This window comes from Clostridium aquiflavi, from assembly GCF_031344075.1.
GTDB classification, from domain to species: domain Bacteria; phylum Bacillota; class Clostridia; order Clostridiales; family Clostridiaceae; genus Clostridium; species Clostridium aquiflavi.
Genome location: NZ_JAVJAN010000002.1, coordinates 35,688 through 58,302, shown reverse-complemented (window position 1 = coordinate 58,302; position 22,615 = coordinate 35,688). Strand labels below are relative to the sequence as shown.

Below are 22,615 nucleotides of genomic sequence, written 5' to 3'. Positions count from 1 at the left end.
AAAGCAAATAGAAAACACCTTAAAAAGTATATTTTTCATTTAACTTCTTAAGGTGAAAAACTTTCTGTAATTCCTTTAAAATTCAGCACTTTTCATATTTGATTTTTAGATTATACCCCCCTCTGCAATTTTGCGGTTTTTTACACAAAGGGGGCCACCCGGCCTTTCCGGTACAACTCCAGAGGAAATTATACCCCCTACCTCTTCAAAAAAATTATCAACAAGTTGCCAACAGGTTATTTACAAGTTTCTGTTGATAACTTAATAAGAATAAACTTCATTCTTATTTCCAAACCTACCATCTTCCTTTGCAGTCTTAACATCATGATGATGCTTGCATAAAGACTGCCAGTTGCTCTCATCCCAGAAAAGTTTCTCATTACCTTTGTGAGGTATAACATGATCAACTACTTCTGCGGCAGTAATTACTCCTTGTTTCTTACATTCTTCACAGAGAGGATGCTCTTTTAAAAATTGTTTTCTAATCTTTCTCCACCTGCTGTTGTAGAGTTTCTTAAAAGGTCTGCTTGTCTTGTCATATCTGCTATCAATTTCTTTTTGATGCTTACTGCAGTATCTTTCACTTGTAAGTTCAGGGCATCCTGGATAACTGCAAGGTCTAGCTGGTTTTCTTGGCAATTGATTCACCTCGTTTTTATCAAAATAAAAAGTCACCACAGTTTGTCTGCGATGACTTTTTGCATTTTCTTTCTACTTTTCTATTATAACTTTATCATTTTTCTAAGGTGTCTTTCAGTGTCTTTTAGTGTCCTCTTTTAAATTCATCTCACAATTTTCTAATGCTTTTCCATGAAGTTTATGAATATAACGTAAGTCATACCCCATCTCTACTGCTATCTGTTCCCAGGTCTTAAAGCAAAGATATCTAAGCTCCAGCAATATTTGGTATTCAGGGTTGCTAATCTTTTTTATAATAAATACGAATTCCCTTTTTAAATCAACTAATGTGTCTATATCCGCATTTATTTCATTTTCCAGATCCACCATTTTAGCTATTGTGTCCTCCATAGAATGCACATTACGTGTTCCACTAGGCGGTGTATCACTTAATGTGGATGTAGCTTTTGCAGCTAATGCCCTTAAGGATACTATCTGCTCAAGTTTACTGTTTATCCTTTGGTCAATTCTATATGCCTGTGATAAATATTGTTTCGCTGTCATATTACTTGTCCCCCTCTAGCCAAGGCATTTTGCCATTATAGTAAGTATCAGCAATACTTTTTTGAATTGCCTTATCTAGTGAAGCAATACGAGCATTTGCTCTATTAATGCTTTCCTCTTGCTCCTCTTCAGTTTTGAAGAATGAACAAGTAGTTTTAGAGCACTGTATACTGTTAAGGATTTTACACCTATTGTTTTTATTTGCAAAGCAATTTTTATTCATAAGTTTTGCCCTCCTTTAACTTAGCCTTTACTGCAGCTATTAAATCTGACTGTACTTTTTCTTTTCGTTTTAAAGCTCTCATTATATCCTCATCAATAGTCCCTTTAGTAATAATATGGTGGATAACAACTGTTTCATTTTGTCCTTGTCTCCACAATCTTGCATTGGTCTGCTGATAGAGCTCTAAGCTCCAGGTAAGCCCAAACCATATAAGAGTTGAACCTCCTGCCTGAAGGTTTAGTCCATGTCCTGCTGATGCTGGATGAATTACTGCTGCTTCTATTTCACCATTATTCCAATCCTTAATGTCTTTTGAAGTTTTTATTTCACGAACCTTAAATCTCTTTTTAATTCTTTCTAAATCATGATTGAACCAATAAGCCACAAGCACCGGCTTTCCATTTGCTGATTCAATTAAATCTTCCAGCGCATCAAGTTTTTTATCATGTATCGTAAACACTCGCTTGTCCTCACCATACACAGCACCATTTGCCATCTGACAAAGTTTATTTGATAAAGCTGCTGCATTTACAGCATCTATTTCTTCGCCTTTGAGGGATAAAACCAAATCTTGCTTCATGCCATCATAAGCTTTGCGTTCTTTTTCTGAAAGAGTTACAACAACCTCATTTATAACACATTCCGGCATTTTCAAATAATCTGTGCTTTTCATAGAAATGGTAATATCCGAAATAAGACGATAAATTGCATCTTCTGCACCAGCTTTTGGTTTATAACTAAATACCATCTGCTGATTTCTTTTATCAGGGTCAAAGAAGTTATTACGGTAATGAGTTATAAATTTTCCCAGTCTTTTGCCCATATCAAGAAGTCTAAACTCTGCCCATAAATCCATCAAGCCGTTACTGCTTGGAGTTCCTGTAAGTCCCACAATACGTTTTACTTTAGGTCTTACTTTTAATAGGCTTTTAAATCTCTTAGCACTATAAGATTTAAAGGATGACAACTCATCTATTACCACCATGTCATAGTCAAATGGAATGCCACTTTCATTTATCAGCCAGTCCACATTTTCACGATTGATAAGATAAATATTTACCTTTTGCATAAGTGCTGATTTTCTTTGTGTTTCACTGCCTACAGCTACTGAATAAGTAAGTCCTTTAAGATGATCCCATTTTTTTATTTCTAAAGGCCATGTATCTCTAGACACTCTAAGTGGTGCAATAACTAAAACTTTTGAAATTTCAAAGCTGTCAAGGCAGAGGTCAAATATGGCAGTAAGCGTTATTACACTCTTGCCAAGACCCATATCCAGTAATACTGCTGAGATAGGATTTTTTAATATGAAATTAGTTACAAAGTTTTGATAGTCATGAGGATTGTATTTCACTTAAGATCCCCCCAATCTTACCTGAATCATCTATACAGTAAACCAAAAAGCCTAACTGCTCCAGCTGCATTTTTCTATTTACTTGCAGTGGTCTCATTTTCTTACCTTTTGCCTTTAATTCAACAAAGGCGAACTTGCCATGTGGTAAAAGCACTAGCCGGTCTGGCACTCCATCAAATCCGGGTGATACAAACTTAGGACAAATGCCGCCCATCATTTTTACTGCTGTTACAAGTTTATTTTCAATATATTTTTCAAGCATAAATACCTCCCAATTTTTAAATTAGAACAAGAAAACAAATTTGAACTAATTTCCTATACGCGCACATACATACACCTGCACACACTCACTTTTTCTTTTTTATTATTTTTTGTTTATATAGACTTTAACTTGTTCCACCTATTCCAAATAACTTATTTTTCTTTAATCCACTAGCTTTTTTAAGTGAACCAATTTAGAAACAGAGTATAGTACAGCCCTGCTAACGTTCCTTTACTCTGGAATAAGCACGCTGCTTTCCATAGATAGGAAAATTGCTTGTTCCGTTTTTGTTCCCACAGTACTTGCTCCAATCACTGATTTTTCTCATAATGGCTCCAATAGCATAAGAATCTGCTGTTTTCATAGAAGATGCATCTTTGCAAAAACACTCACACCAAATTTCCATGTTGCAGACAAGATTTCGTTTTACAGTACCTACACGAGTGCCGCCGCCAAATTCGCTGCCTCCAAGGAAATTTCTACGTTCGTATAAAGACATTGTGCCCCAATCCTCTGGTAAAAGAATATCAAGATAAGTACGCACCAAGCCTTCGCGCTCGTCAGTTTCCATGGCATCAGCCTGTTCACCACTGGCAAGAACAGCATCATCACCTTCTAGATAGAGTTTTTCGCCTTGTTTATATAGATAAATAGCCTCTGCCCAAATCTGCTGCACTTCTTCAGTAGTAATTTGCCATGACTTTTTATCAGAATTACCATTGATACGCACCGGCCAAAATCTGCGGTTGCCTGAAATATCTCGTAAAAATCCATTCTCAGCATTAGTAGAACCAACAATAACGCACTGTCTGGGGTGATTTTCTACATTTACCCCATAGCTTGCCCTATATTTATCATCTACTCTTGAAATAAAAGATTTAACAATTTCAACATCTGTCTTACGCATTCCAGCGAGTTCACCAAGCTCAAGCATCCAATACCCCTGAAGCTTTTCTGGACCTGCCTTATCTTTCATATCTGTAATGGTTAAGCTATCTGAAAACCATTCTCCGGCTAGTTTTGCGAAGAATGTAGATTTACCAATACCTTGTGGCCCATTTAAGATAAGTACGCTGTCAAATTTTGTTCCTGGTTGATATATGCGTGCAACTGCCGCCACCATTGTTTTTCTAATCACTGCTTTTGTATATGTGCTGTCAGCTGCTCCAAAATAATCTATCAGAAGATTTTCTACACGGGCCACACCATCCCATTTGGGCAAATTATCAAGATACTCCCTGATGGGATGATAAGCTCTTTCCGCAGCTACTGCCAGCACAGCATCTTTTGTTTTAGCAGGAGCATAAATTCCATATTTACTGCTTAGATACACCTTTAAAGATGAGTTATCTGAATCATTCCAGCCGTACTTAATTTGCTTCCAAGGCAACCCGCCTTTGGCATCTATACCATCACGATGGCAGTTAAAAGCAAGTGACTTTAACCTGTCATCATTACGCAAAATCAGCACAATATTATCCAGAGTGTCCTTTACTTTACCTTGCTTATCAAGTTCTAAAGCAGTCTGCCAATCATCCTCTGAAAATTCATCTTCTGCCTGTGCTTGTCTCTCTTTTGCAAATTCTGCTTTTACTGCAGTATCTTTAATTGCAAAATCACACATTGCCACATAAGACGGCAGTTTACCTGCAGCTGTATTTACAGCCGCCTTATCATCGAGAGAACCAAATTTATGGATACGTACAAGGTCAAATGCATTTAGAAGCAGACCACTTGCAGGGTCTGTAGCATGATGGCTGTATGCAAATTTATCATCATAAATAATTACACCAGCACTGCTGTCAGCAGGAATATAATCATAGCGGCCTTCAACTGCAGATGGTTTATAAACATCATTTAAGAATTTTTCAATTACATCACGAATTGAATAAGTACGGCAGAATGTTCCTACTACACCCTCCTTTAAAAGAGGATCTGCTTGTTCTTTTAAACTTCTTTTAATAATTTCAGATTGGCGTGAAGATACTGGCCAAGTAGTGGTATCGTGCCAATCATCATATTTGGCAAGATATAAATCTGGATCAAGTAATGCCCCATCATTTTCTTTATATACAAATACACCATTTGAAGACGTTGAAGGCCAGTACATAAGGCGTTCTGCCTCATAGGTTGTATCATCAAAAAGGTCAATGCCTATTTCTTTTGCTATCATACGAGCAGCAGCTGCATACTCTTCTTCACTAATTTCACGGGCAAGTGGAATGATTAAACGGAATCTTGGATTTTCTAGTGTATGTTTATGGGTTGAATACATACAGCATTTAAAATCAAAAATCATTGTAATCTCCTCCCATATATCGGCTGCTGCATAATCCATATCTAATGTTAAAATAGAACGGCAAAGCACATGCCCTTTCTTACGTCTGCCCTCCCTTAAATAGCCGCCCACAAATCCACCCACATCTTTAATATCATCCTGCTGTCCCCTTTTTAGTTTGCGGTATTCTTCTATGGTTTCTGTTGTTTTTTGAGTAGTCTTTACACGGGAGCAAAAATCTTCCCATGAAATATCTGTGTTTTTCCACTTTTTATCCATACGGCTATTGCCAACTGCAATTTTCATAAACTCCCTACCTCCTGCAGCTTCTCATTAAAATATCTGATTAACTGTTTCCGTTTCTTTGCCTTTTCAATTTCTTGTGCCATCCCATTTGAAATAATGTCACCAAATACCCAGAGTTCATTACATTTTCCAAGTAAGACCATATTCATAAACATAGCTAGTTCCTGCTCCTGTGGAATGTCATCATTCATAAACTGAGGAAAAAGCAAATGTGGAGCAAGCGGGATACAATTCATCTCCAATACAAACCTACAAAAATCACGTGCCTTTTTTACATTTTCCTCAATATCCCCTGAATACGGTGAGCAAATATATACAAGAGGTTTAAAGACAGAGTTTTTTTCTGCCTTTAAACCTTTAGTAATATTTGTAATTGCAGCATAAGGAGTTGGATCATAATAACCCTCGGAGTTAAATTTATTTATATTCATAGCCCTTTTCCTCTCTTACCTTTTTGCTGCATTCACTGCAATAAACATTAGTACCATATAAATCTGCTTCACCATTACTAAATATTTCTGAAAGGTCAACATTAACTTCGCATCCACAGCTAGGACAGGTGCAGAATACATTTTCATCATTTATTTCAACCGCTACTTCCATAGCATCACTAATTTTTTCTTTAACATAAAACATTAATTTTCCCCCTTTTATATTTCCTTGTCTTTTAATTTTGTAACGTACCATTCCAGATGACGCTTACGCTGTTCATACTCCGGAACAGCTACTAGCAAACCCACATCTACTTTCTGTAAAGTTTCAAGCATCGTAATCTGCTCATCAGATAGATAGGGACGGATACTCTTACCTTTTTCAATACCGTTTGCAATTCTAAATTGCTTTGCTGACATCCCGGTAACAATGCGGTTAATCATGTCGCATTCATTACTAAAGTGATATGGCTTTGGATTTTCATGAAGTAACTTAATGTTGTCTGTCAATAACGGGAACTCCTTACGAGCCGAAACAAGAGTTCTAATAAACTGCTCCATTTCATTAAAGCGTTTGATGTATAGCTCTTTGAACTTCATTGCTTTCTGCCCTGTATATCCCATAACCAACATGGTGAAACCATCACGGGTCATGGCATAGCACGGTAATTTTCTGCCAGTACTATCCTTGTAATGGGTTAGCTCAAAGTTGGATTTAGTAAACTCTTCACTCAATCCAGATTTGGTGTCAGTGATTTTTGCAATATCACGCAGTACATGAAAATGCTGTTTTTCAAAGAACTCTGACACAAACAAACTATCCACTCTTGCCGTATCATTGGTGTCGGCAAATACACCATATTCGTCTTTGGGTATCAATTCTTTCATAAGAAAACCTCCTGTAATATAGTCCGAGAATTACTTCTCTGCCTATATGCCAAAAATCCGAAACAATCGAACCCTCTAAATTGGGTATTATTTATTCTTTTTTATAAAACTCACATTCATAGCCATCAGTATTAAGAATCAGTCCTTTTGCCCATGCTGGTGTTTCACTCATAATCCTACATACTTCTTCTACAGAAGATTTCCCTACTGGAACTTCAAGAACCACTTCATCATGAACGTGCATTACAATTTGAAATCCATGAGCAGATAATCTAAGCATTGCTTCTGCTAAAATATCACGGCTGATTGCCTGAACAATATTCTCTGCAAATTTAGGACCATAACTTTCTATTCGTTCCCATTTTTTCGTGCCGCCAACACCTTCATAGGTGACAGACTCACCGCCGAATCTGTTCTCTCCAATAAGAGGTCTCACATAGGCAAGCCTTCTTCCGCTTGGCAGCTTAATAAATAGAATTCCACTTTGATAAAAAATTCCGATACCATATATCCCAATTGGTTGTTTTGTTTTTACTACAGTTTTTACTGCACGGTCTATCCTCCACCAAAGAGAAGTTATATTAGGATTAGAATTTCTCCACGCATCGACGATAGGTTTTAACTCATCTTCAGCAAGTCCCATTTGAACTGCGCCCATAGCTTTAAGTGCTCCTACAGACCCGCCATAACCCAAGGCCAATTCTGCTATTTTGCCTTTCTGCCTTAAATGCCCGTTAATACCGTTTTTCTCAACAGGAACATTAAACATCTGTGATGCTGAAGCACAATAGATATCCCCACCACCTGCAAATATATCCATTCTCCATCTCTCACCAGCAAGCCATGCAATAACACGAGCCTCAACTGCAGAAAAATCTGCTACAATAAACCTACTCCCATACATTGGTATAAAAGCTGTTCTAATTAATTCTGACAGCACATTTGGAATGCTGTCATATAGTAAATCTAAAGCTGCAAAGTTTCCATCTTTCACTAAAGAGCGAGCCTGTTTTAAATCAGGCAGATGATTTTGAGGCAGATTTTGCACCTGGATGAGCCTGCCTGAATATCTGCCTGTTCTATTTGCACCATAAAACTGAATTAACCCTCTGGCTCTGCTGTCACTGCAAACCACATTTTCCATTGCTGTATATTTCTTTACGCTGCTTTTTGCAAGCTGCTGTCTAATTGAAAGCACCTCATGTATTTCTCCATCTGAATCTTCAAGCAACTCCGAAACTACTGCCTTGGAAAGAGAATCTGTTTTCATACCCTGCTTAAGAAGCCAATCCTTTAATTGTGCAGTAGAATTAGGGTTTTCAAGACCTGTTAACTTCTTTGCTTTTTTTATATTTTCTTCTTTTAATTTTTCATCGCAGGAAATTGCCTGTTTTACAAAATCCATATCAAGATTAATACCACAGTCATTGATCATCTGGTCTAAGTGGTAATTCTGCCATTCGGTTTCGGATACAGGAAATTTAGATAATTTATTTTGTATTGCCATTTCTGTTTCCACATCACGTTTGTTATAGAAGGTGAACATTTTCCATTTTTCTATGTCATGGTGTGGTAAATTACGAGTACGCCCACCATTTGATTTTGTTGGAGAGCAGGGAATGCAAAAATATTTAATTAGATTTTTACCTTCTGATAATTTTTGTTTTTTAAGACCCAATACTGCTCCAACACCCTCAAGGGATAATGGAAGCCCTAGAGTTGCCGCCCAAATCATAGTACAGTGCCATGACTTAGGAGAAAGATAAGTACCTGCTTTCATACCAAGCCACTTTGATAAGCAGATTCTTTCAAACTGTGCGTTGAATGCCCATTTAATAACAGAATCATCAGTAAGAGCATTTATAATTTCAATTGAAATTTTCTCACCTCCAGCAAGGTCAATCACCTTCACCTCTCCTCCATCTGCTGAATATCCAAACAGAAGAATGTCAAAATCCTCGCTCTCGGCATAACGGTATACACCTGACTTTTGAAGATTGACACTGGAAAAGGTCTCAATGTCTATTGAAATAAATTTCATATAAATACCATCCTTTCAAAAGCAAACAAGGCAGCAGAAGAATGTCATCCGCCACCTCGTCTTTATATTTATTTTTCTTATGCTAAAAAATCATCATCTTCCACAGTTGTGAAATCATCAGCTGCATTACTTCTACCGCCTAAAGGCTCACCATCTTTAATCTTTTGGATATTTCCAAGTCCACAGGCAACACCCTTGTTGCCATTAATATTGAAAGCATAGAAATTTAAAGACACTCTTGCGTAGCATCCGCTATACACTTCATTGCGGTCAAGGATAGGTCTTACTGCCTTATCTACAATCTGAGGTGCTGTTATGCTATTGGCATTTACAAAATAATGTCCTTTATATGCCTCATCATCACGTTCTGCGTCACCATTTCTTAAAGGCAGTTTAATAGCAGCCTTATTTGGCTTTTTACCACCAAACTTTGAAATCCCTTCTTCAATTGCTGTATCTATTGCTGCATTAACAGCATTGATAGTTTCTGTATCCGTCTTAGGGATAAGTACTGATACGCTGTATTTTTCAGCACCTCCATTAATTGATGCCGGTTCCCAGCCGTGAAAGTAGCTTAGACGTGTATTTACACTTGTAACAACCTTAGTTTTGCTTTGATTTATCATAATTTTCATCCTCCATAATTTCATTAAATTCGTTATTTGCATTTGATGTATTCATAGCCGCTCTTTTATCCGTAATTGGAACCAGTGTCGGCTTTCCTGGTGGTTTATATATGAGCCCACCTAAAATTTTCTCAAATTGTTTCTTACCCATCAGTTTCTGCATTTCCGTAAGGGTAATGAGACTCTGACGGTAGATATCATTATAGCCATTTGCCTTAGCTGCTTCAGCCACGGCATCTTCATTCTTATATTTGCGGACAGATCTGCCCTCGACTATCTTAAAGCCATGCCACTTTTTTCCATGATTCACTGTAGCATCTGTAGCGTAAGCCATAATTTTATTTGCCCACTTCGTAAGGTCGGATAGCCTGAATAGAACTTCCTCAATTTCTGAATCATTAAGTAGAGACGGCAGTTTAAACTCCATCTGTGCCAGTTTCAGATTTTCTTCCGCCCTTGCACGGCATTTAACAGCCGCCCTGCAGAAAGTGCACCACTCACCCGGAAGATATTCGCCTTCACCGTCATAAGCCATCAACGCCTTTGGCTTCAGTTCATTTTCTGCCCAGTCTTTTAATTTCTTTACCGATATAGTCCACGTGCTGATATTCTCCCTGCGTGGCTGGAAGATGCTCATGGAAACCTCCTCAATGTCATACAGTCTATCGTAGATTTCCAAAGCGCCAAGTGCGTACAATTTCATCTGAGGGTTTTCCACAACATCCACCAATACACCCATGCCATACTTGAAATCGATAATATGGAGCTTTTTATCAGCAATGATGATGCAGTCACCGGTTCCGAACCCCTGTGGTACATAGCGGGAAAAATCAAGATGTTGTTCAATAAGCACCAGTGGGTCCCTACAGCTTTGCCTTGCCAATTCAAGCTGCTTCAGCACAAATTCCACATAGACATCACTGTGTTCTTCCATCTCATCGGTGTTATAATCCGAAACAGGACGCTTGCTTCTCATGCGAAGTGCCTTTTTAAGCTTATATTCACAAAGGGCGTGAGCTGCGGTGCCTTCAGCCGCTGCACTGGATTCGTTATTTGCAAACTTCAGTTCCAATCTTGCAGATGGAAGACAATTGAGCCACCTGTGAGACCCGGACGCGGAAAGTACCGCGTGATCACTCATTACCTAGTACCTCCGCATCTTTCAGTATATTCGCATAATGTTTTGGGTTCACTTCACTTAATTTGGAACCGCCATATTTTTTAATGATCTTTCTCACTTCGGCAGTGAGACCAGCCTGACTCTTTTCTGCAAGGACAGCCCTTACATCCTCAAGCTTAATTTTCTTATCAGCTGACTTTGCTGTTTTCTTTAGTTCTGCCTCTTTAACCGGAGCAGGTTTCTTATCTTTATCTGCAGGTTCGCTTTCTGCCATTGCATCACAAACAGCCTGCAGGCTGTCTGCCAAGGATCGCATATCTGAAACCACATCAAGCAGCAACTTGATTTTACTCACTGCTTTCACCTCCTTTAAGTTCACGGATTTCCACGGTTTCAACCGAATCACCCGGTGTAAGAACAAGTACATTCACTTTTTCACCGAAAAGAAAATTTAACAATCTTTTACGGATTTGCATTGTACCACTCTCAATAACAGGATTAGGGTTACCGCTTGGATGTGCAATGTTGATACATACTTTATGTTTTAAACTCATAGCTTTTGCTCCTTTCTGAAGGGCTTTATTTACCCTCTGTCCATATGCAAAAAATCTAGGGGAATCGAACCCCTTTTTTTGAAAACTTTATTTAAGATGATTCTAGCCCCCATTTTTCAGATTTTTTTACTAAGGTTGTCATAAATCCTTTTTAGGCGGTTTCTAATAGCTGCTTCACTAACGCCTTCCTCAGCCGCAATAGAAACATTGGTACGCTTTTCATAGAATACTTTTTTGATTAATTCCTTCTGCTGAGGTTTTAAAGTTTCAATAGCTGCTCTTAGCCTGTCTATCTTTTCCGCATGCTCAGTTTCTTCAATGGATTGGATAATGTTTTCCAATGGGTTAGAATCATTATCAGTAAGATAGGCATTACGATCAGCTGCATCATCCTGATTCTTATCATGATAGGCATCAATGTGCATTGGAGTATGATAGTTCTCACGGCGATTATCATCTACTTCTGCATCATCCAAATTATGTAGAGTAGCAATGATAGCATCTGTTACACCATTCTTATTTGGCACGATTTTTATTGTCTCTCCATCAGCTGAGTAATAAATATAATTTGTTCTGTTCTTTTTGCTTGTTTTGTAATTTCTTAACATAAGTGCATCCTTTCCGCCGAACTGCATTGGCAGCAAAGGATACAAAAATAGGTCTGTGCCTCGAAGTACACAGATCCTTTGTCCTGAAAATGAGCGCAACAAGGTAAGGTACTTCTATTGCAACGCATAACAATCCTAAATGGACTGAAACGTAGCAATATGTATCCTTTGCCCTTATTGCAAATCAGGCATTTGATATTTTTTTGTAGACAAGGAATGGTCTAATTCTTTCTAACTACGAAGAACCTTTCCTTCGTCTATCATTATTGTAAGTGAGAATTGGACAGCCTTGGCGGACACCTCATGCCCGTTAATTTCAGGCTCAAAATAACGCTTTTCCCCACAAGAACACCTAAAAGCAACAATAAAAAAAGCCATACACAAACCCCTAAAAGGATTCATGTGTGGCTCATATATTTAATAACTAAAAAACGGACATCCCGTGTCCGCTTTTTCAAAAATATTTTGATTTTTTATAATATCTCTGCGCCATGTTCCTGTAAAAACGTTCTAATCTCATCCATCGATTTTGGATATAGGTGAGTCAATGCAAAATCATACCAGATATGACTATTGTTATTGAAGTTCAATGAAAATGGGGAATTGCGAATTATATGGCTGCTAATTTTAGGTGGTAGATGGAGTCCAAGGCAAATTAAAACTATGGAATTAATAGATCCCTGTTCTTCCCCATTAACGATTCTTCTTATGGTGCGCTCATTGACCATTATTTCCTCTGCTAATTCATTATAAGTTACTTTTCTCCACTTACGCACCATTTTAAGAGAGCTGGTATAGCTATTTGGTAATTCATTATAGACTCGCATTTCTTCCGCTATTGTATCGGCTAGTAATTGGGCCTTCTTTTCTGGAGCCGCATACTCAAAACCATTACAATATTTTATATCAAAATCAATATTTGATGTCTTATCACGATTGAGAAAACATTCAGTATAGTATCTTTCCCTACACCCAGTTTTGACTGATAACTCGAAAACCAAGCAGCACTCTTCCATATGGGTTCGTGCATAGTCAGTAAGTAGGGTCTGTCCAAATATATCCTGTGTTATATATTTTGGGTGGTTTAAAACAAAGTGGGAATCTGCATATATATAACTTCCGTCCCTAACTAAAGCGGCCATTTCCGTATTGGTTATGCTTTGGATGGCAGCATCCTCTGCACCTATAGAAAAAGTCTGATTTCTTTCAAGCGCACCCTTCTTAAATCTATGAGGCTTGACGTAGCGACCATCTATGTAAGTAAAGGTTCCGATTGCTTCCTCATATCCAGCATCAATCATACGAATTTTAGCTGCTAACCTTGACACACAGAAAAATGCTGCCAATGCATCAATAACTGGTTCCATTACATCTATAAGTTTAGATGTTCCAAGTTCAGTTCTAAACTGCTTGATAAATTCAAATGCCTTGGTCTTAAACATAATCAACGGCATTTGAATCCTTGGTGCAAGTGCATTTGCCTGCCACTCCATCCAGTCAGCTGCATCTCTAATGTTATCTTTTATCCCACCTGCTACTTGACACTTAATTTTACTAGCACTGCTGTTATATAATCGCTCCAATTCAAATGCTTTCCTATGTTTGTCCCAATGAACGCACTCGTGCACAATGGTGTTATTGACTGATCCAAGATTACGAAGGAAGTACGCTTTTGGATCTACGAATATAGTACGGGCATCGACATGAGTTTGTACCATTTCATCGCTATCTTCATCGTAAAATTCTGCATCACAGTCATGAAAGTATATCTGTCCAAAAACAGAGAAATCCTTTGTAATCTCTCTCATTTCCACGACAAGACCCATTTTTTCTGCTAACACTTGTGGTTCAACTGCCATTGGGGTTTTTAATGCTTCTGGGGAATGTCTGCGAAGGAAGTCTGCAGCAGCAGACTCTAGTTGTTCTTTATTAATAATAGGCACAAGAGAGTCCGACATAGGTTTTGACTGTTTATTTTTGCCGGTATACTCTGTTACACTGGAGATTGTAAAATCATCCAAATTGCAATCCAGATCTCCAGAACACTTCAGCATAAACCACTGCCTGCAATTTTCGGATTCATCATAGTGATAATCTGACTCCCGGACCTCTAGTTCAGCTTCAACAGCAACATCAAAGTCTATTTTCATATCCGGCAAATCATTAACATATACAAACTTTACTTCTATATCTGACATTTCTATACCACCGATGTTTCGAACTCTATATAACCTTAAGTCTAAGTCATCGCAGTTATCTGCAGTGTAACTTTGTACGGCAGTAAATAATTCATTATAGAATCTATCAGCCACATAATCTTTAAAAGAACGATTACCTGCCAAGACATTCCCTCCTCACCCCATATGAAATTAATATCTTTAATAATTTTCATTGTTTCAAACATTCAAGCATTAGTTTATAGGTAAATTATAGCATATGTTACACCTATCTCAATGTTTATTTTGCATTCATGAATTTTAATTGTTATATCGCTAATTTTGTGATAAACTTTATTTTGTAACTAAAATGAGTAACTAAGGTGAGGTGGCATTATGTCCATAAGTTATAAAAAGCTTTGGAAACTTCTAATTGATAGAGACATGAAAAAAAAGGACTTAAGAGAAGCCGCTGGTATTAGTACTGCTTCAATGGCTAAACTCGGAAAAAACGAGAATGTTAATACTGACATTTTAATAAAAGTATGTAAGGCTCTTAACTGTGATATTTCAGATATTATGGAAATTAAAAAAACTGAGGAAACCCATTAATCACAAAGGAGTGAGCTAATGAAACTGTTGTATTCAGATATCCTGCCCCTTGCTACATTACAGGGTCAAGAAACAATTATTGACTGTTTTAACGAACAAATTGCAAAGTCAGACCGAGTTGAAATTGCGGTTGGATACATCTCCCGTGTAGCCTTGGAAGAACTAGGCCGCCTGGTCGAGGAACTCAATATATCCAGTATATGCCTTACTATTGGTATGTACTTCATCGAAGGAATGCCGGAAGGATCGTACAATGCTGCGCTTGAACTGAATAAAAAATGGAGAGAGGCAGGCATTGGCGAAATTAAGATTGTAAAGGCATTTAAGTACCACGGTAAATTATACTGTTTCTATAAAGATGGACAGCCTTTTTCAGCTATCATTGGTTCTGCAAACTTAGGTGTAATCAAATTAGATGCAAATAACCGCCGACAGTATGAAATCTCTTCAATTACTGATGATGCCGCTGAATGCAGAGAAACTGCAGATTTTATAGAGAGGCTAAAAATGCAGAATTGCTCAGATAATATTGCCAGCATAACGGGAATGCCAATAATTAGGGAAGTTAACACATCACTTAGCGGCATTAATATGGTAACACAAATTCCCCAAACCGGTGTACAGCTTTATGCGCATCATAAAACAGGTATTTCATTTGTGCTGCCGATAAAAGTTCCTGCTTACAAACAGCGACATATGGACGATGGCAAGCATTTCACGAAATCAAATATTAATGTTAGCTATGCCGCACCGAGAAGCAGGAGAAAATCCCGTGATTGGTATGAAACCCAGCTGACCGTGAGCAAAGAGATAACTCGCTCCAAGGGATACCCTGAAAAGAACAAAATTTTCTTTGTTGTTACCGATGACGGCTATTGGTTTAAAGCTCATACTACAAGTGATGGCAATAAACAGTTCAGCGCTGTTGGCGATGAACTTATTCTTGGCCGTTGGATTAAGGGCAGACTTGCAGCTGCAGGACTTGTAACACCTGTAAATGATACCCAAGCTGATACAGACCGTAAGGGCATGATTACAAAAGAAATGCTGCAGGCATATGGCTGCGATAGCCTTGTACTTTCTAAAACTGACCAGAAAGCATTGGACGAAGACGGCTCTGAACTTGATGTATGGGTTTTATCATTTGAAACAACTACTAAAAAATGAGAGGTGCGGCTATGCAATACTTAAAAACATACCTTCAAAAAATTACAGATCGGGGCAATGTAAAATTGGCGGAATCTATTTTAAAAACTGCTGAAGATGTTGGTGAACAGTATATTCGCAATTTTTCATTTACAAATCATGAGATTGGCCTGTTGTTTGGAAATATACAGTCCGGAAAAACTGGTCAGATGTTTGGCATCATGTGCAAAGCCGCTGACTTAGGTTTCCCGGCATTTATCCTGCTCACTACGGACAATGTTGCTTTGCAGCAGCAAACTTTGGAACGTGTCAAAAACGATTTAGATGGTTTCTGTATTTGCGGTGAAAACGACTCAGGATTGTTTATTGAGAATAGCCTTGTAAAGCCAGCGATTGTCATCTTAAAGAAAAATTCACGAATGCTGAGACTGTGGGCGAATGTATTTAACTCCACGGGCTTTATGAAAGGAAATCCTCTTTTTATAGTTGATGACGAGGCAGATGCCGCTTCCTTGAATACACTTGTAAACCGCAATGGTCAGTCATCAATTAATAGGTATTTGGACTCTATAAAGAATGGTGCATCAAGCAGTCTATACCTACAGGTTACCGGTACTCCCCAAGCAATCTTACTACAGACACTTGCTTCCGGATGGCATCCGTATTTTACATATTACTTCCATCCCGGCAATGGTTATTTAGGTGGAGACTTTTTCTTTCCCACAAGCGGCAAACCTGAATGTATTGATTATCTTGAGACAATCAAACGACCAACAAGAAGTGTTGTTATACGACATATAGCTGTTTCTGCCCAAATTTTAGCATCCAACGGCAAAGTGTCAAACTGCCTTATACATCCGAGTGTACGTCAAGCTGTCCACCAGCGTTTTGCTGACAACGTCACAAAAGAAATAAATTGGTGTATTGAACATATCAATAATGAGTTCATCACCGAATTACAAAGCCAATACAATGCTTTAATGCCTGACAAAAGTAGGAAACTTTCTTTCGATATTATATATAAAACTGCTGGGGACTTGATGGAAAACAAGTGTATAAAAGTCCTTATAATGAATGGAAAGACAGATGTTGAAAGCCATGAATATGCGGCAGGCTGTAATTTTATCATTGGAGGAAATACTCTTGGCCGAGGCGTTACTTTTCCCGGTCTGCAGACAATTTACTATACAAGAACAAGCAAAAAACCTCAAGCTGACACTATGTGGCAGCATAGCCGGATGTTCGGTTATGACAGAGACCCCGGCATGATGAAAATATTTATAAATGAACAACTCTATAAATTATTTGCGGATATTAATGCTACTAACAATGCCATAATCGCCCAGGCAGAACAGGGAATTGATAATATTAAAATCTATTATCCATTTGGATTAAATCCAACTAGAAAAAATGTTCTTAATAACAAACGAGTCAACATTCTCTCCGGTGGAACGAACTATTATCCATTTTATCCTGATAATGACTCTATAGAGGATATATCAAAGCTGTTGGAGCCTTTCTCTGATGATGAACCTTATTACCAAGTAAGTTTAAGATTTATTAAGAAAATTTTGACTCATATTATTGCCAGTCCGGATTTTAAATTAGACGCATTTCTTTCGGTCATTGACACATTTCTTTCAGAGCAGCCTGCTGGACAGGGTATTTTGATAGTTAGAAGAGAAAGGAATGTAGCACAAGGCACAGGTGCGTTGTTATCTCCAAATGACTGGACACTTGGCGGCACTTTTCTCAATAAAGTCGTCCTTACCATGTATCAAGTGACTGGTACTAAGGGATGGGGAGGGAAAACTCTCTGGGTTCCGAATATTAAACTTCCTCACGATACAATGTATTATGATGTGTGTGAAGATAATACAGAAGCATAGGAGGACAAGCATAAATGTTTACCAATAATATAGCACAAAAAATTTTATTTGCTCCTCCACTTCAAGGAGCAGATACATTATTAATATTAAGTGGATATGCTACTCCTAATATGGCATCGTGGCTAATAAAGAGTTTTCAGGAGCAAAATATGCACCTTGTCAATATTTCATTGCTTATAGGGATGGTACCTTACGATGGGTTAAGTGTTCCTATACATGAAGGTTTTAAGGAACTCCATGGCAAGGCATATCCAAATGCTGTGGATAGCTTTTCCTGCAGCTATGTTTGCGAAAACCCTCCGGTCCATGCAAATTTGTACATTTGGCTAAAAGGTAAATTGCCAATACAGGCATATACAGGTTCTGCTGATTTTGTGCAGAATGCATTTATTCCATCTCGAAAGGAAATCGTGGAATGCTGTAATCCAGAAGAAGCACATAAATTTTTTGAGGAAATTGAGGCAAATTCCATCTACTGTAACCATGCAGAGGTTGAAGACCATATTGTTCTCCATCCAACACATCAAATTCTAGATGCTGAAAGTAAGCCAATAACCACTTTAGCTGGGGAAGGTATTATTTCTACAACACTATCTCTTCTTACAAATAGAGGTGATGTTGGAGAAAAGTCCGGTTTAAATTGGGGGCAACGTAAGGGCAGAAATAGAAACCAAGCTTATATACACCTTCCTGCTAAAATTGCAAGAAGTGGTTTCTTCCCGCTTGACAAACAGCATTTTACTGTTGTTACAGACGACAGTCACACGCTTCTTTTAAGGGTAGAGCAGCAAAACAACAAGGCAATTACAACACCTCTCAGCAATGCTCAGCTTGGAGAATACTTTCGAAACCGTTTAGGTCTCGGAAATGGTGCATTTGTTACAAAACAAGATTTATTGAACTATGGAAGAACAGATGTTACCTTTTACAAAATCGATGACGAAGAATATTATATGGATTTTTCTCCGCATCCCTCAATATGAAGGAGGTGATAAACTTATTATGTCAGATAATCACTCAAAAGAAGTTCGCAGCATGAACATGTCCCATATTCGAAGTACAAACTCTAAGCCAGAAGAAATTGTCAGAAAATATTTATTTGCCTGCGGATTAAGATATAGAAAAAATGTACGAACTCTTCCCGGATGTCCAGATATTGTTTTGCCAAAATACAAAACCATTATATTCGTAAATGGCTGCTTTTGGCATCATCATGACTGCGGACGTTTTGTCTGGCCGTCAACAAATAAAGAGTATTGGTACAAAAAAATAAACAAAAATGTTGAACGTGATAAAAAGAATTTTCAGCTACTTAAGCATCAGGGTTGGAATGTCCTTGTTATTTGGGAGTGTCAATTAAAAAAATCTGTTGCTGAATCCAATTTATCTTCACTCTACAATGATATTATTGCACAGCAACATTAAAAAACAGCAAAGAATAAGTTTTCATCTTGCTTACTGCTTTGCTGTTTTTATTCATCAATGTTAGGTTCTACTGATTCATAGGGAATCCCTGCAAAACTTTTTAGAATAGATTCAAAGATAATTTTTGCTCCTCTGCACGGAACAGCCATACCAATTTGCTTTCTGACACTTTCCTTGCTTCCAATAAATCTATAGGTATCAGGAAAAGTCTGAAGCCTTGCTCGTTCTCTGTTTGTTAATGCACGTGCTTCATCCCAATGGTATATATGGGTTCCGCCGCCTCCGCTTCCAGTTACCGTATAAGATGGTTTATTGGGGTCAAGCCGTTTGTAAATTTGGCTGATTTTTGCACCCGTTATATTAAGTCTCAGATTTTCAGGTAAATCAGCTGTAAAAGCGTTCTGTCCTGGACGAATGCACTGCAGTCTTCTGATAACAATTTCTGAATGCCTCGTTCTCTCATTGTTATATGCATCTTCAGGAATAGGAGGAACTTCAATTGCTGTTCTGCAAGTATTATCAGCATCTGCATAGGGTTCTGCAGACGGAACTCTGTATTCAACATCAATATCATTTCTAATTCCTACAATAATCAGCCTGTGTCTCGTCTGCGGAACTCCGTACTCTTCAAATTTGTATAAATGCGGTGTTATGGTATAACCTGATTTACGCAGCTCCGTTAGAATTTTTGTAAATGCCCTGCCATCATTTGCGTTCCTAAGTCCTCCTACATTTTCTGCCAGGAACCACTGTGGTCTAAAATGCCTCAGCGCCTTAACGCCATATGAATACAACGGGCCATATACTCCATCCATTCCTTTCTGTTCACCTACAACACTATAATCGTTGCACGGAAATCCGAACGCTAAAGCATCAATGGGAGCAAGCTTTGACATATCAAATTTTCGAATATCTTCATGGTAAACAGTCTCCGGTGCATCTGGGCAAATATTTTTACGATATGTTTCACAAGTATCTGCATCATAATCATTTGCCCATTGATGTGTAATTATAAATTCTGGATTCCCAATATCGGCGTGCATTGCCCCCCAAGCTATTCCACCCGGTCCGCAGAATAATTCACCTAATCTAAATGGCATAATTACAGCCCTCCTTCTGAAATTCCATCGGTGCTTTTTCTTGATATCATAAAATCTATAAGCAGCTGCAAATATTCCATGTCTTTATCGCTCAATTTCTCCAGGCCATGAAGTTGTGTACTCGAATGAATATCATTTTCGGAAATATATCCTGCTGCTAAAAGCAGTTCAAATGGATGGAATTCGAGTGCTTGAGCAATCTTACACAGATTCTCCCAGTTCGGTTTCTTACGAATACCCTTCTCAATTTTCATTATTTCGCTGTCGCTTAATCCACAGGCATTTCCTAATCTTTTCTGAGACAACCCTGCAGCTTCTCGACGACTTTTAATTAATTGACCTACCTCAGGCATATTCTCACCTCTATATTAGAATAGCACATACGCTGCTTATTGTCAATATATTTCTAATTTATGCTGCCTAAAAGCAGCATACAGCAATTATTATAGTTTTTATATATTCCATACACTTAAGTATACTGCTGCCTTTTTATTGAGTTCTATTTTAGCTGGAATATATGTTACCTTTGGTTTTAAACTAATATTTACCATAACAAAACCTCACTATTAAATTTAGACTAATTATCTTTATTATTGCCAGCTAAATGATAAGTAATCTAAAAGAGTGCTTATTTTATCCATAATTTTCTTTGACATCTATCCCGCCTACTCTTGAAAGCCACATCTATTCTGACTTCTCAACCCTTATGACATCTATCCTGCCTACTACACTATACAAATATTATAATTATTAAAACATTTCTCTGCAAAATAAAAATAAGGATTCCAAGATTAGAGATACTTAAAAATAAACTTTATGGTGATATCCTAATCTAGAAAACCCTTTATTTATCAGCGTTTCACACACTTTTATTTATCTATTCGTGACATCAATACTACCGTCTCCACATGACTAGTTTGTGGGAACATATCTACCGGCTGAATTTCAACAACCTTGTATCCTTTTTTATCTAAGATTTTTAAATCTCTAGATAATGTACTTGGATCACATGAAACATAAACCACTCTTTCTGGTTTAACTTCTCCAATTGCCTCTAATAATTTAATGTCACAACCCTTTCTTGGTGGATCTACAACTATTATATCAGCTTTTATTCCTTCATTTATAAGATTTGGAATTACTTCCTCAGATTTACCCACAAAAAATTCTGCATTATCCACATTATTAAGTTTAGCATTTTCTTTAGCGTTAATAATTGCAGGTTCTATTATCTCAACACCGTACACTTTTTTTGCTTTTTTAGATAAAAATAAAGTTATTGTTCCAGTTCCACAATATGCATCAAAAACAGTTTCATTACCTGTTAAACCTGCATATTCTAATGCTTTATTATACAATATCTCAGTTTGAATTGGGTTAACCTGAAAAAATGATAATGGAGATATATTAAATTTAAATTCTCCTATGTAATCTTTAATAGTATCTTCACCATATAATGTTATACATTCTTCACCTAAAATAACATTTGTATTTTTAGAGTTTATACTTAATATTATACTTTTTATTCCTTTTATATTTTCTAATATTATATTTTTAAATTCATCTAATTTAGGAATGTTTGAAGTAGTAGCAACAAGAACAACCATTACTTCTCCTGTTTTAAATCCCCTTCTTATCATTAAATGTTTTAAGACTCCATTAGAATTAAACTCTCCATCTGTAGTCGCTGGTTCAATATTGTTTTTCTTAATCCATTCTTTTGTAAGCTTTGCTACATCATCTGCAACTTTATCTTGAATTAAACAATAATCTAAATCTATTATGTTATGACTTCTTGGAGCATAAAATCCAATTACAACTTCACCATTTACTTTTCCAATTGGAAGTTGAACTTTATTTCTATATCTATACGGATCAGCTTCCATTCCAATAGGATACTTAACTAAATCTTTAGATAATCCACCAATCTTCTCTATACAGTCTTTTACTCTTTCCCATTTAAAATCTAATTGTTTTTTATAAGTCATATGTTGAATTGAACATCCACCACATCTTTTATAATTTGAACATTTAGGTTCTTCTCTATCTTCTGATGAATTAAGTATTTTTTCTATCTTACCATATGCATAATTTTTCTTAACTTTTATAATTTTTGTTTTAACTTTTTCACCTTGTAAGGCTCCTTGAATAAATACAGGATACCCCTCTATTTTAGCTACTCCTTCGCCTTCATATCCTTGTGATAATATATCTAAAATGTATTCTTTATTTTTTTCTATCAACTTAAAATCCACCTTTATTTAATTATAACTTCTATAAATTATATCACATTATAAGTTTTATATAATAGCTTAATTAACAAACCTTTGAGTTTTATATTTCCTTACTAATTATATATTTAATTATTCATCCATAGTAAACAAATATTCATTAGTAGAAAAATCTCTAAGGCT

At 37.1% G+C, this 22,615-nt stretch carries 24 protein-coding genes; 5 read left to right on the top strand and 19 right to left on the bottom strand.

Going from position 1 to position 22,615, the window contains the following annotated elements:
* Window positions 1–261: 261 nt before the first annotated feature.
* From RGC78_RS00890 to RGC78_RS00815, 16 genes are all read right to left on the bottom strand, one after another.
* Window positions 262–639, bottom strand: a complete 378-nt coding sequence (locus RGC78_RS00890; protein ID WP_309555788.1) for an HNH endonuclease — start codon at window positions 637–639, stop codon at window positions 262–264.
* 114 nt (window positions 640–753) lie between these two features.
* Window positions 754–1,182, bottom strand: a complete 429-nt coding sequence (locus RGC78_RS00885; protein ID WP_309555786.1) for a hypothetical protein — start codon at window positions 1,180–1,182, stop codon at window positions 754–756.
* A 1-nt stretch (window position 1,183) separates the two neighbouring features.
* Window positions 1,184–1,405, bottom strand: coding sequence for a hypothetical protein (locus RGC78_RS00880; protein WP_309555784.1), 222 nt, complete (start codon window positions 1,403–1,405; stop codon window positions 1,184–1,186).
* Window positions 1,398–2,759: an SNF2-related protein gene (locus tag RGC78_RS00875; protein ID WP_309555783.1), complete on the bottom strand. Its 1,362-nt coding sequence runs from the start codon at window positions 2,757–2,759 to the stop codon at window positions 1,398–1,400. The genes RGC78_RS00880 and RGC78_RS00875 overlap by 8 nt, the downstream gene beginning before the upstream one ends.
* The gene (locus tag RGC78_RS00870; protein ID WP_309555782.1) at window positions 2,740–3,021 is read right to left on the bottom strand and encodes a VRR-NUC domain-containing protein; all 282 of its coding nucleotides are present in this window, start codon (window positions 3,019–3,021) and stop codon (window positions 2,740–2,742) included. The genes RGC78_RS00875 and RGC78_RS00870 overlap by 20 nt, the downstream gene beginning before the upstream one ends.
* A gap of 220 nt (window positions 3,022–3,241) precedes the next feature.
* Window positions 3,242–5,605 (bottom strand): virulence-associated E family protein, encoded by a 2,364-nt coding sequence (locus tag RGC78_RS00865; protein WP_309555781.1) that lies wholly within the window; start codon window positions 5,603–5,605, stop codon window positions 3,242–3,244.
* On the bottom strand, window positions 5,602–6,036 hold the full coding sequence (locus RGC78_RS00860) for a DUF7768 domain-containing protein (RefSeq protein WP_309555779.1): 435 nt from the start codon (window positions 6,034–6,036) through the stop codon (window positions 5,602–5,604). The genes RGC78_RS00865 and RGC78_RS00860 overlap by 4 nt, the downstream gene beginning before the upstream one ends.
* A complete protein-coding gene (locus RGC78_RS00855; protein ID WP_309555776.1) occupies window positions 6,023–6,241 on the bottom strand; it encodes a hypothetical protein in 219 nt (72 codons plus the stop codon). The genes RGC78_RS00860 and RGC78_RS00855 overlap by 14 nt, the downstream gene beginning before the upstream one ends.
* Before the next feature lie 14 nt (window positions 6,242–6,255).
* Window positions 6,256–6,924, bottom strand: coding sequence for a Rha family transcriptional regulator (locus RGC78_RS00850; RefSeq protein ID WP_309555775.1), 669 nt, complete (start codon window positions 6,922–6,924; stop codon window positions 6,256–6,258).
* Between the two features lie 91 nt (window positions 6,925–7,015).
* A complete protein-coding gene (locus RGC78_RS00845; RefSeq protein WP_309555773.1) occupies window positions 7,016–8,965 on the bottom strand; it encodes a DNA polymerase in 1,950 nt (649 codons plus the stop codon).
* 77 nt (window positions 8,966–9,042) lie between these two features.
* Entirely contained in the window at window positions 9,043–9,591 is a 549-nt protein-coding gene (locus RGC78_RS00840; protein ID WP_309555770.1) for a DUF2815 family protein, read from the bottom strand.
* Entirely contained in the window at window positions 9,569–10,732 is a 1,164-nt protein-coding gene (locus RGC78_RS00835) for a DUF2800 domain-containing protein (RefSeq protein ID WP_309555767.1), read from the bottom strand. Before RGC78_RS00835 ends, RGC78_RS00840 begins: the two co-directional genes overlap by 23 nt.
* A complete protein-coding gene (locus RGC78_RS00830) occupies window positions 10,725–11,066 on the bottom strand; it encodes an rRNA biogenesis protein rrp5 (RefSeq protein ID WP_309555764.1) in 342 nt (113 codons plus the stop codon). Before RGC78_RS00830 ends, RGC78_RS00835 begins: the two co-directional genes overlap by 8 nt.
* Window positions 11,059–11,265, bottom strand: coding sequence for a hypothetical protein (locus tag RGC78_RS00825; RefSeq protein ID WP_309555763.1), 207 nt, complete (start codon window positions 11,263–11,265; stop codon window positions 11,059–11,061). Before RGC78_RS00825 ends, RGC78_RS00830 begins: the two co-directional genes overlap by 8 nt.
* Window positions 11,266–11,381: 116 nt before the next feature.
* Window positions 11,382–11,873: a sigma-70 family RNA polymerase sigma factor gene (locus RGC78_RS00820; RefSeq protein WP_309555762.1), complete on the bottom strand. Its 492-nt coding sequence runs from the start codon at window positions 11,871–11,873 to the stop codon at window positions 11,382–11,384.
* A 473-nt stretch (window positions 11,874–12,346) separates the two neighbouring features.
* Window positions 12,347–14,215 carry a helix-turn-helix transcriptional regulator gene (locus RGC78_RS00815; RefSeq protein WP_309555760.1) on the bottom strand — a complete coding sequence of 623 codons (1,869 nt, stop codon included), beginning with the start codon at window positions 14,213–14,215 and terminating at the stop codon, window positions 12,347–12,349.
* 210 nt (window positions 14,216–14,425) lie between these two features.
* Between RGC78_RS00815 and RGC78_RS00810 the strand changes: the two genes are divergently transcribed.
* Genes RGC78_RS00810 through RGC78_RS00790 form a run of 5 tightly spaced genes read left to right on the top strand, consistent with a single transcriptional unit; the run spans window position 14,426 to window position 19,101 of the window.
* A complete protein-coding gene (locus tag RGC78_RS00810; RefSeq protein WP_217821438.1) occupies window positions 14,426–14,641 on the top strand; it encodes a helix-turn-helix domain-containing protein in 216 nt (71 codons plus the stop codon).
* Between the two features lie 18 nt (window positions 14,642–14,659).
* Window positions 14,660–15,808: a restriction endonuclease PLD domain-containing protein gene (locus tag RGC78_RS00805; protein WP_309555759.1), complete on the top strand. Its 1,149-nt coding sequence runs from the start codon at window positions 14,660–14,662 to the stop codon at window positions 15,806–15,808.
* A gap of 11 nt (window positions 15,809–15,819) precedes the next feature.
* Window positions 15,820–17,676, top strand: coding sequence for a Z1 domain-containing protein (locus tag RGC78_RS00800; protein ID WP_309555758.1), 1,857 nt, complete (start codon window positions 15,820–15,822; stop codon window positions 17,674–17,676).
* Window positions 17,677–17,690: 14 nt separating this feature from the next.
* Window positions 17,691–18,659 carry a restriction endonuclease PLD domain-containing protein gene (locus RGC78_RS00795; protein WP_217821441.1) on the top strand — a complete coding sequence of 323 codons (969 nt, stop codon included), beginning with the start codon at window positions 17,691–17,693 and terminating at the stop codon, window positions 18,657–18,659.
* Window positions 18,660–18,678: 19 nt separating this feature from the next.
* Window positions 18,679–19,101, top strand: coding sequence for a very short patch repair endonuclease (locus RGC78_RS00790; protein WP_309555757.1), 423 nt, complete (start codon window positions 18,679–18,681; stop codon window positions 19,099–19,101).
* 47 nt (window positions 19,102–19,148) lie between these two features.
* On the opposite strand, the gene RGC78_RS00785 is transcribed toward RGC78_RS00790, so the two are convergent.
* The 3 genes from RGC78_RS00785 to rlmD all read right to left on the bottom strand — a co-directional run bounded on the left by RGC78_RS00785 (window position 19,149) and on the right by rlmD (window position 22,444).
* Window positions 19,149–20,201: a DNA cytosine methyltransferase gene (locus tag RGC78_RS00785; protein WP_217821443.1), complete on the bottom strand. Its 1,053-nt coding sequence runs from the start codon at window positions 20,199–20,201 to the stop codon at window positions 19,149–19,151.
* Between the two features lie 2 nt (window positions 20,202–20,203).
* A complete protein-coding gene (locus RGC78_RS00780) occupies window positions 20,204–20,554 on the bottom strand; it encodes a helix-turn-helix domain-containing protein (RefSeq protein ID WP_309555756.1) in 351 nt (116 codons plus the stop codon).
* A gap of 516 nt (window positions 20,555–21,070) precedes the next feature.
* Window positions 21,071–22,444 (bottom strand): 23S rRNA (uracil(1939)-C(5))-methyltransferase RlmD, encoded by a 1,374-nt coding sequence (gene rlmD, locus RGC78_RS00775; RefSeq protein ID WP_309555755.1) that lies wholly within the window; start codon window positions 22,442–22,444, stop codon window positions 21,071–21,073.
* Window positions 22,445–22,615 lie beyond the last annotated feature (171 nt).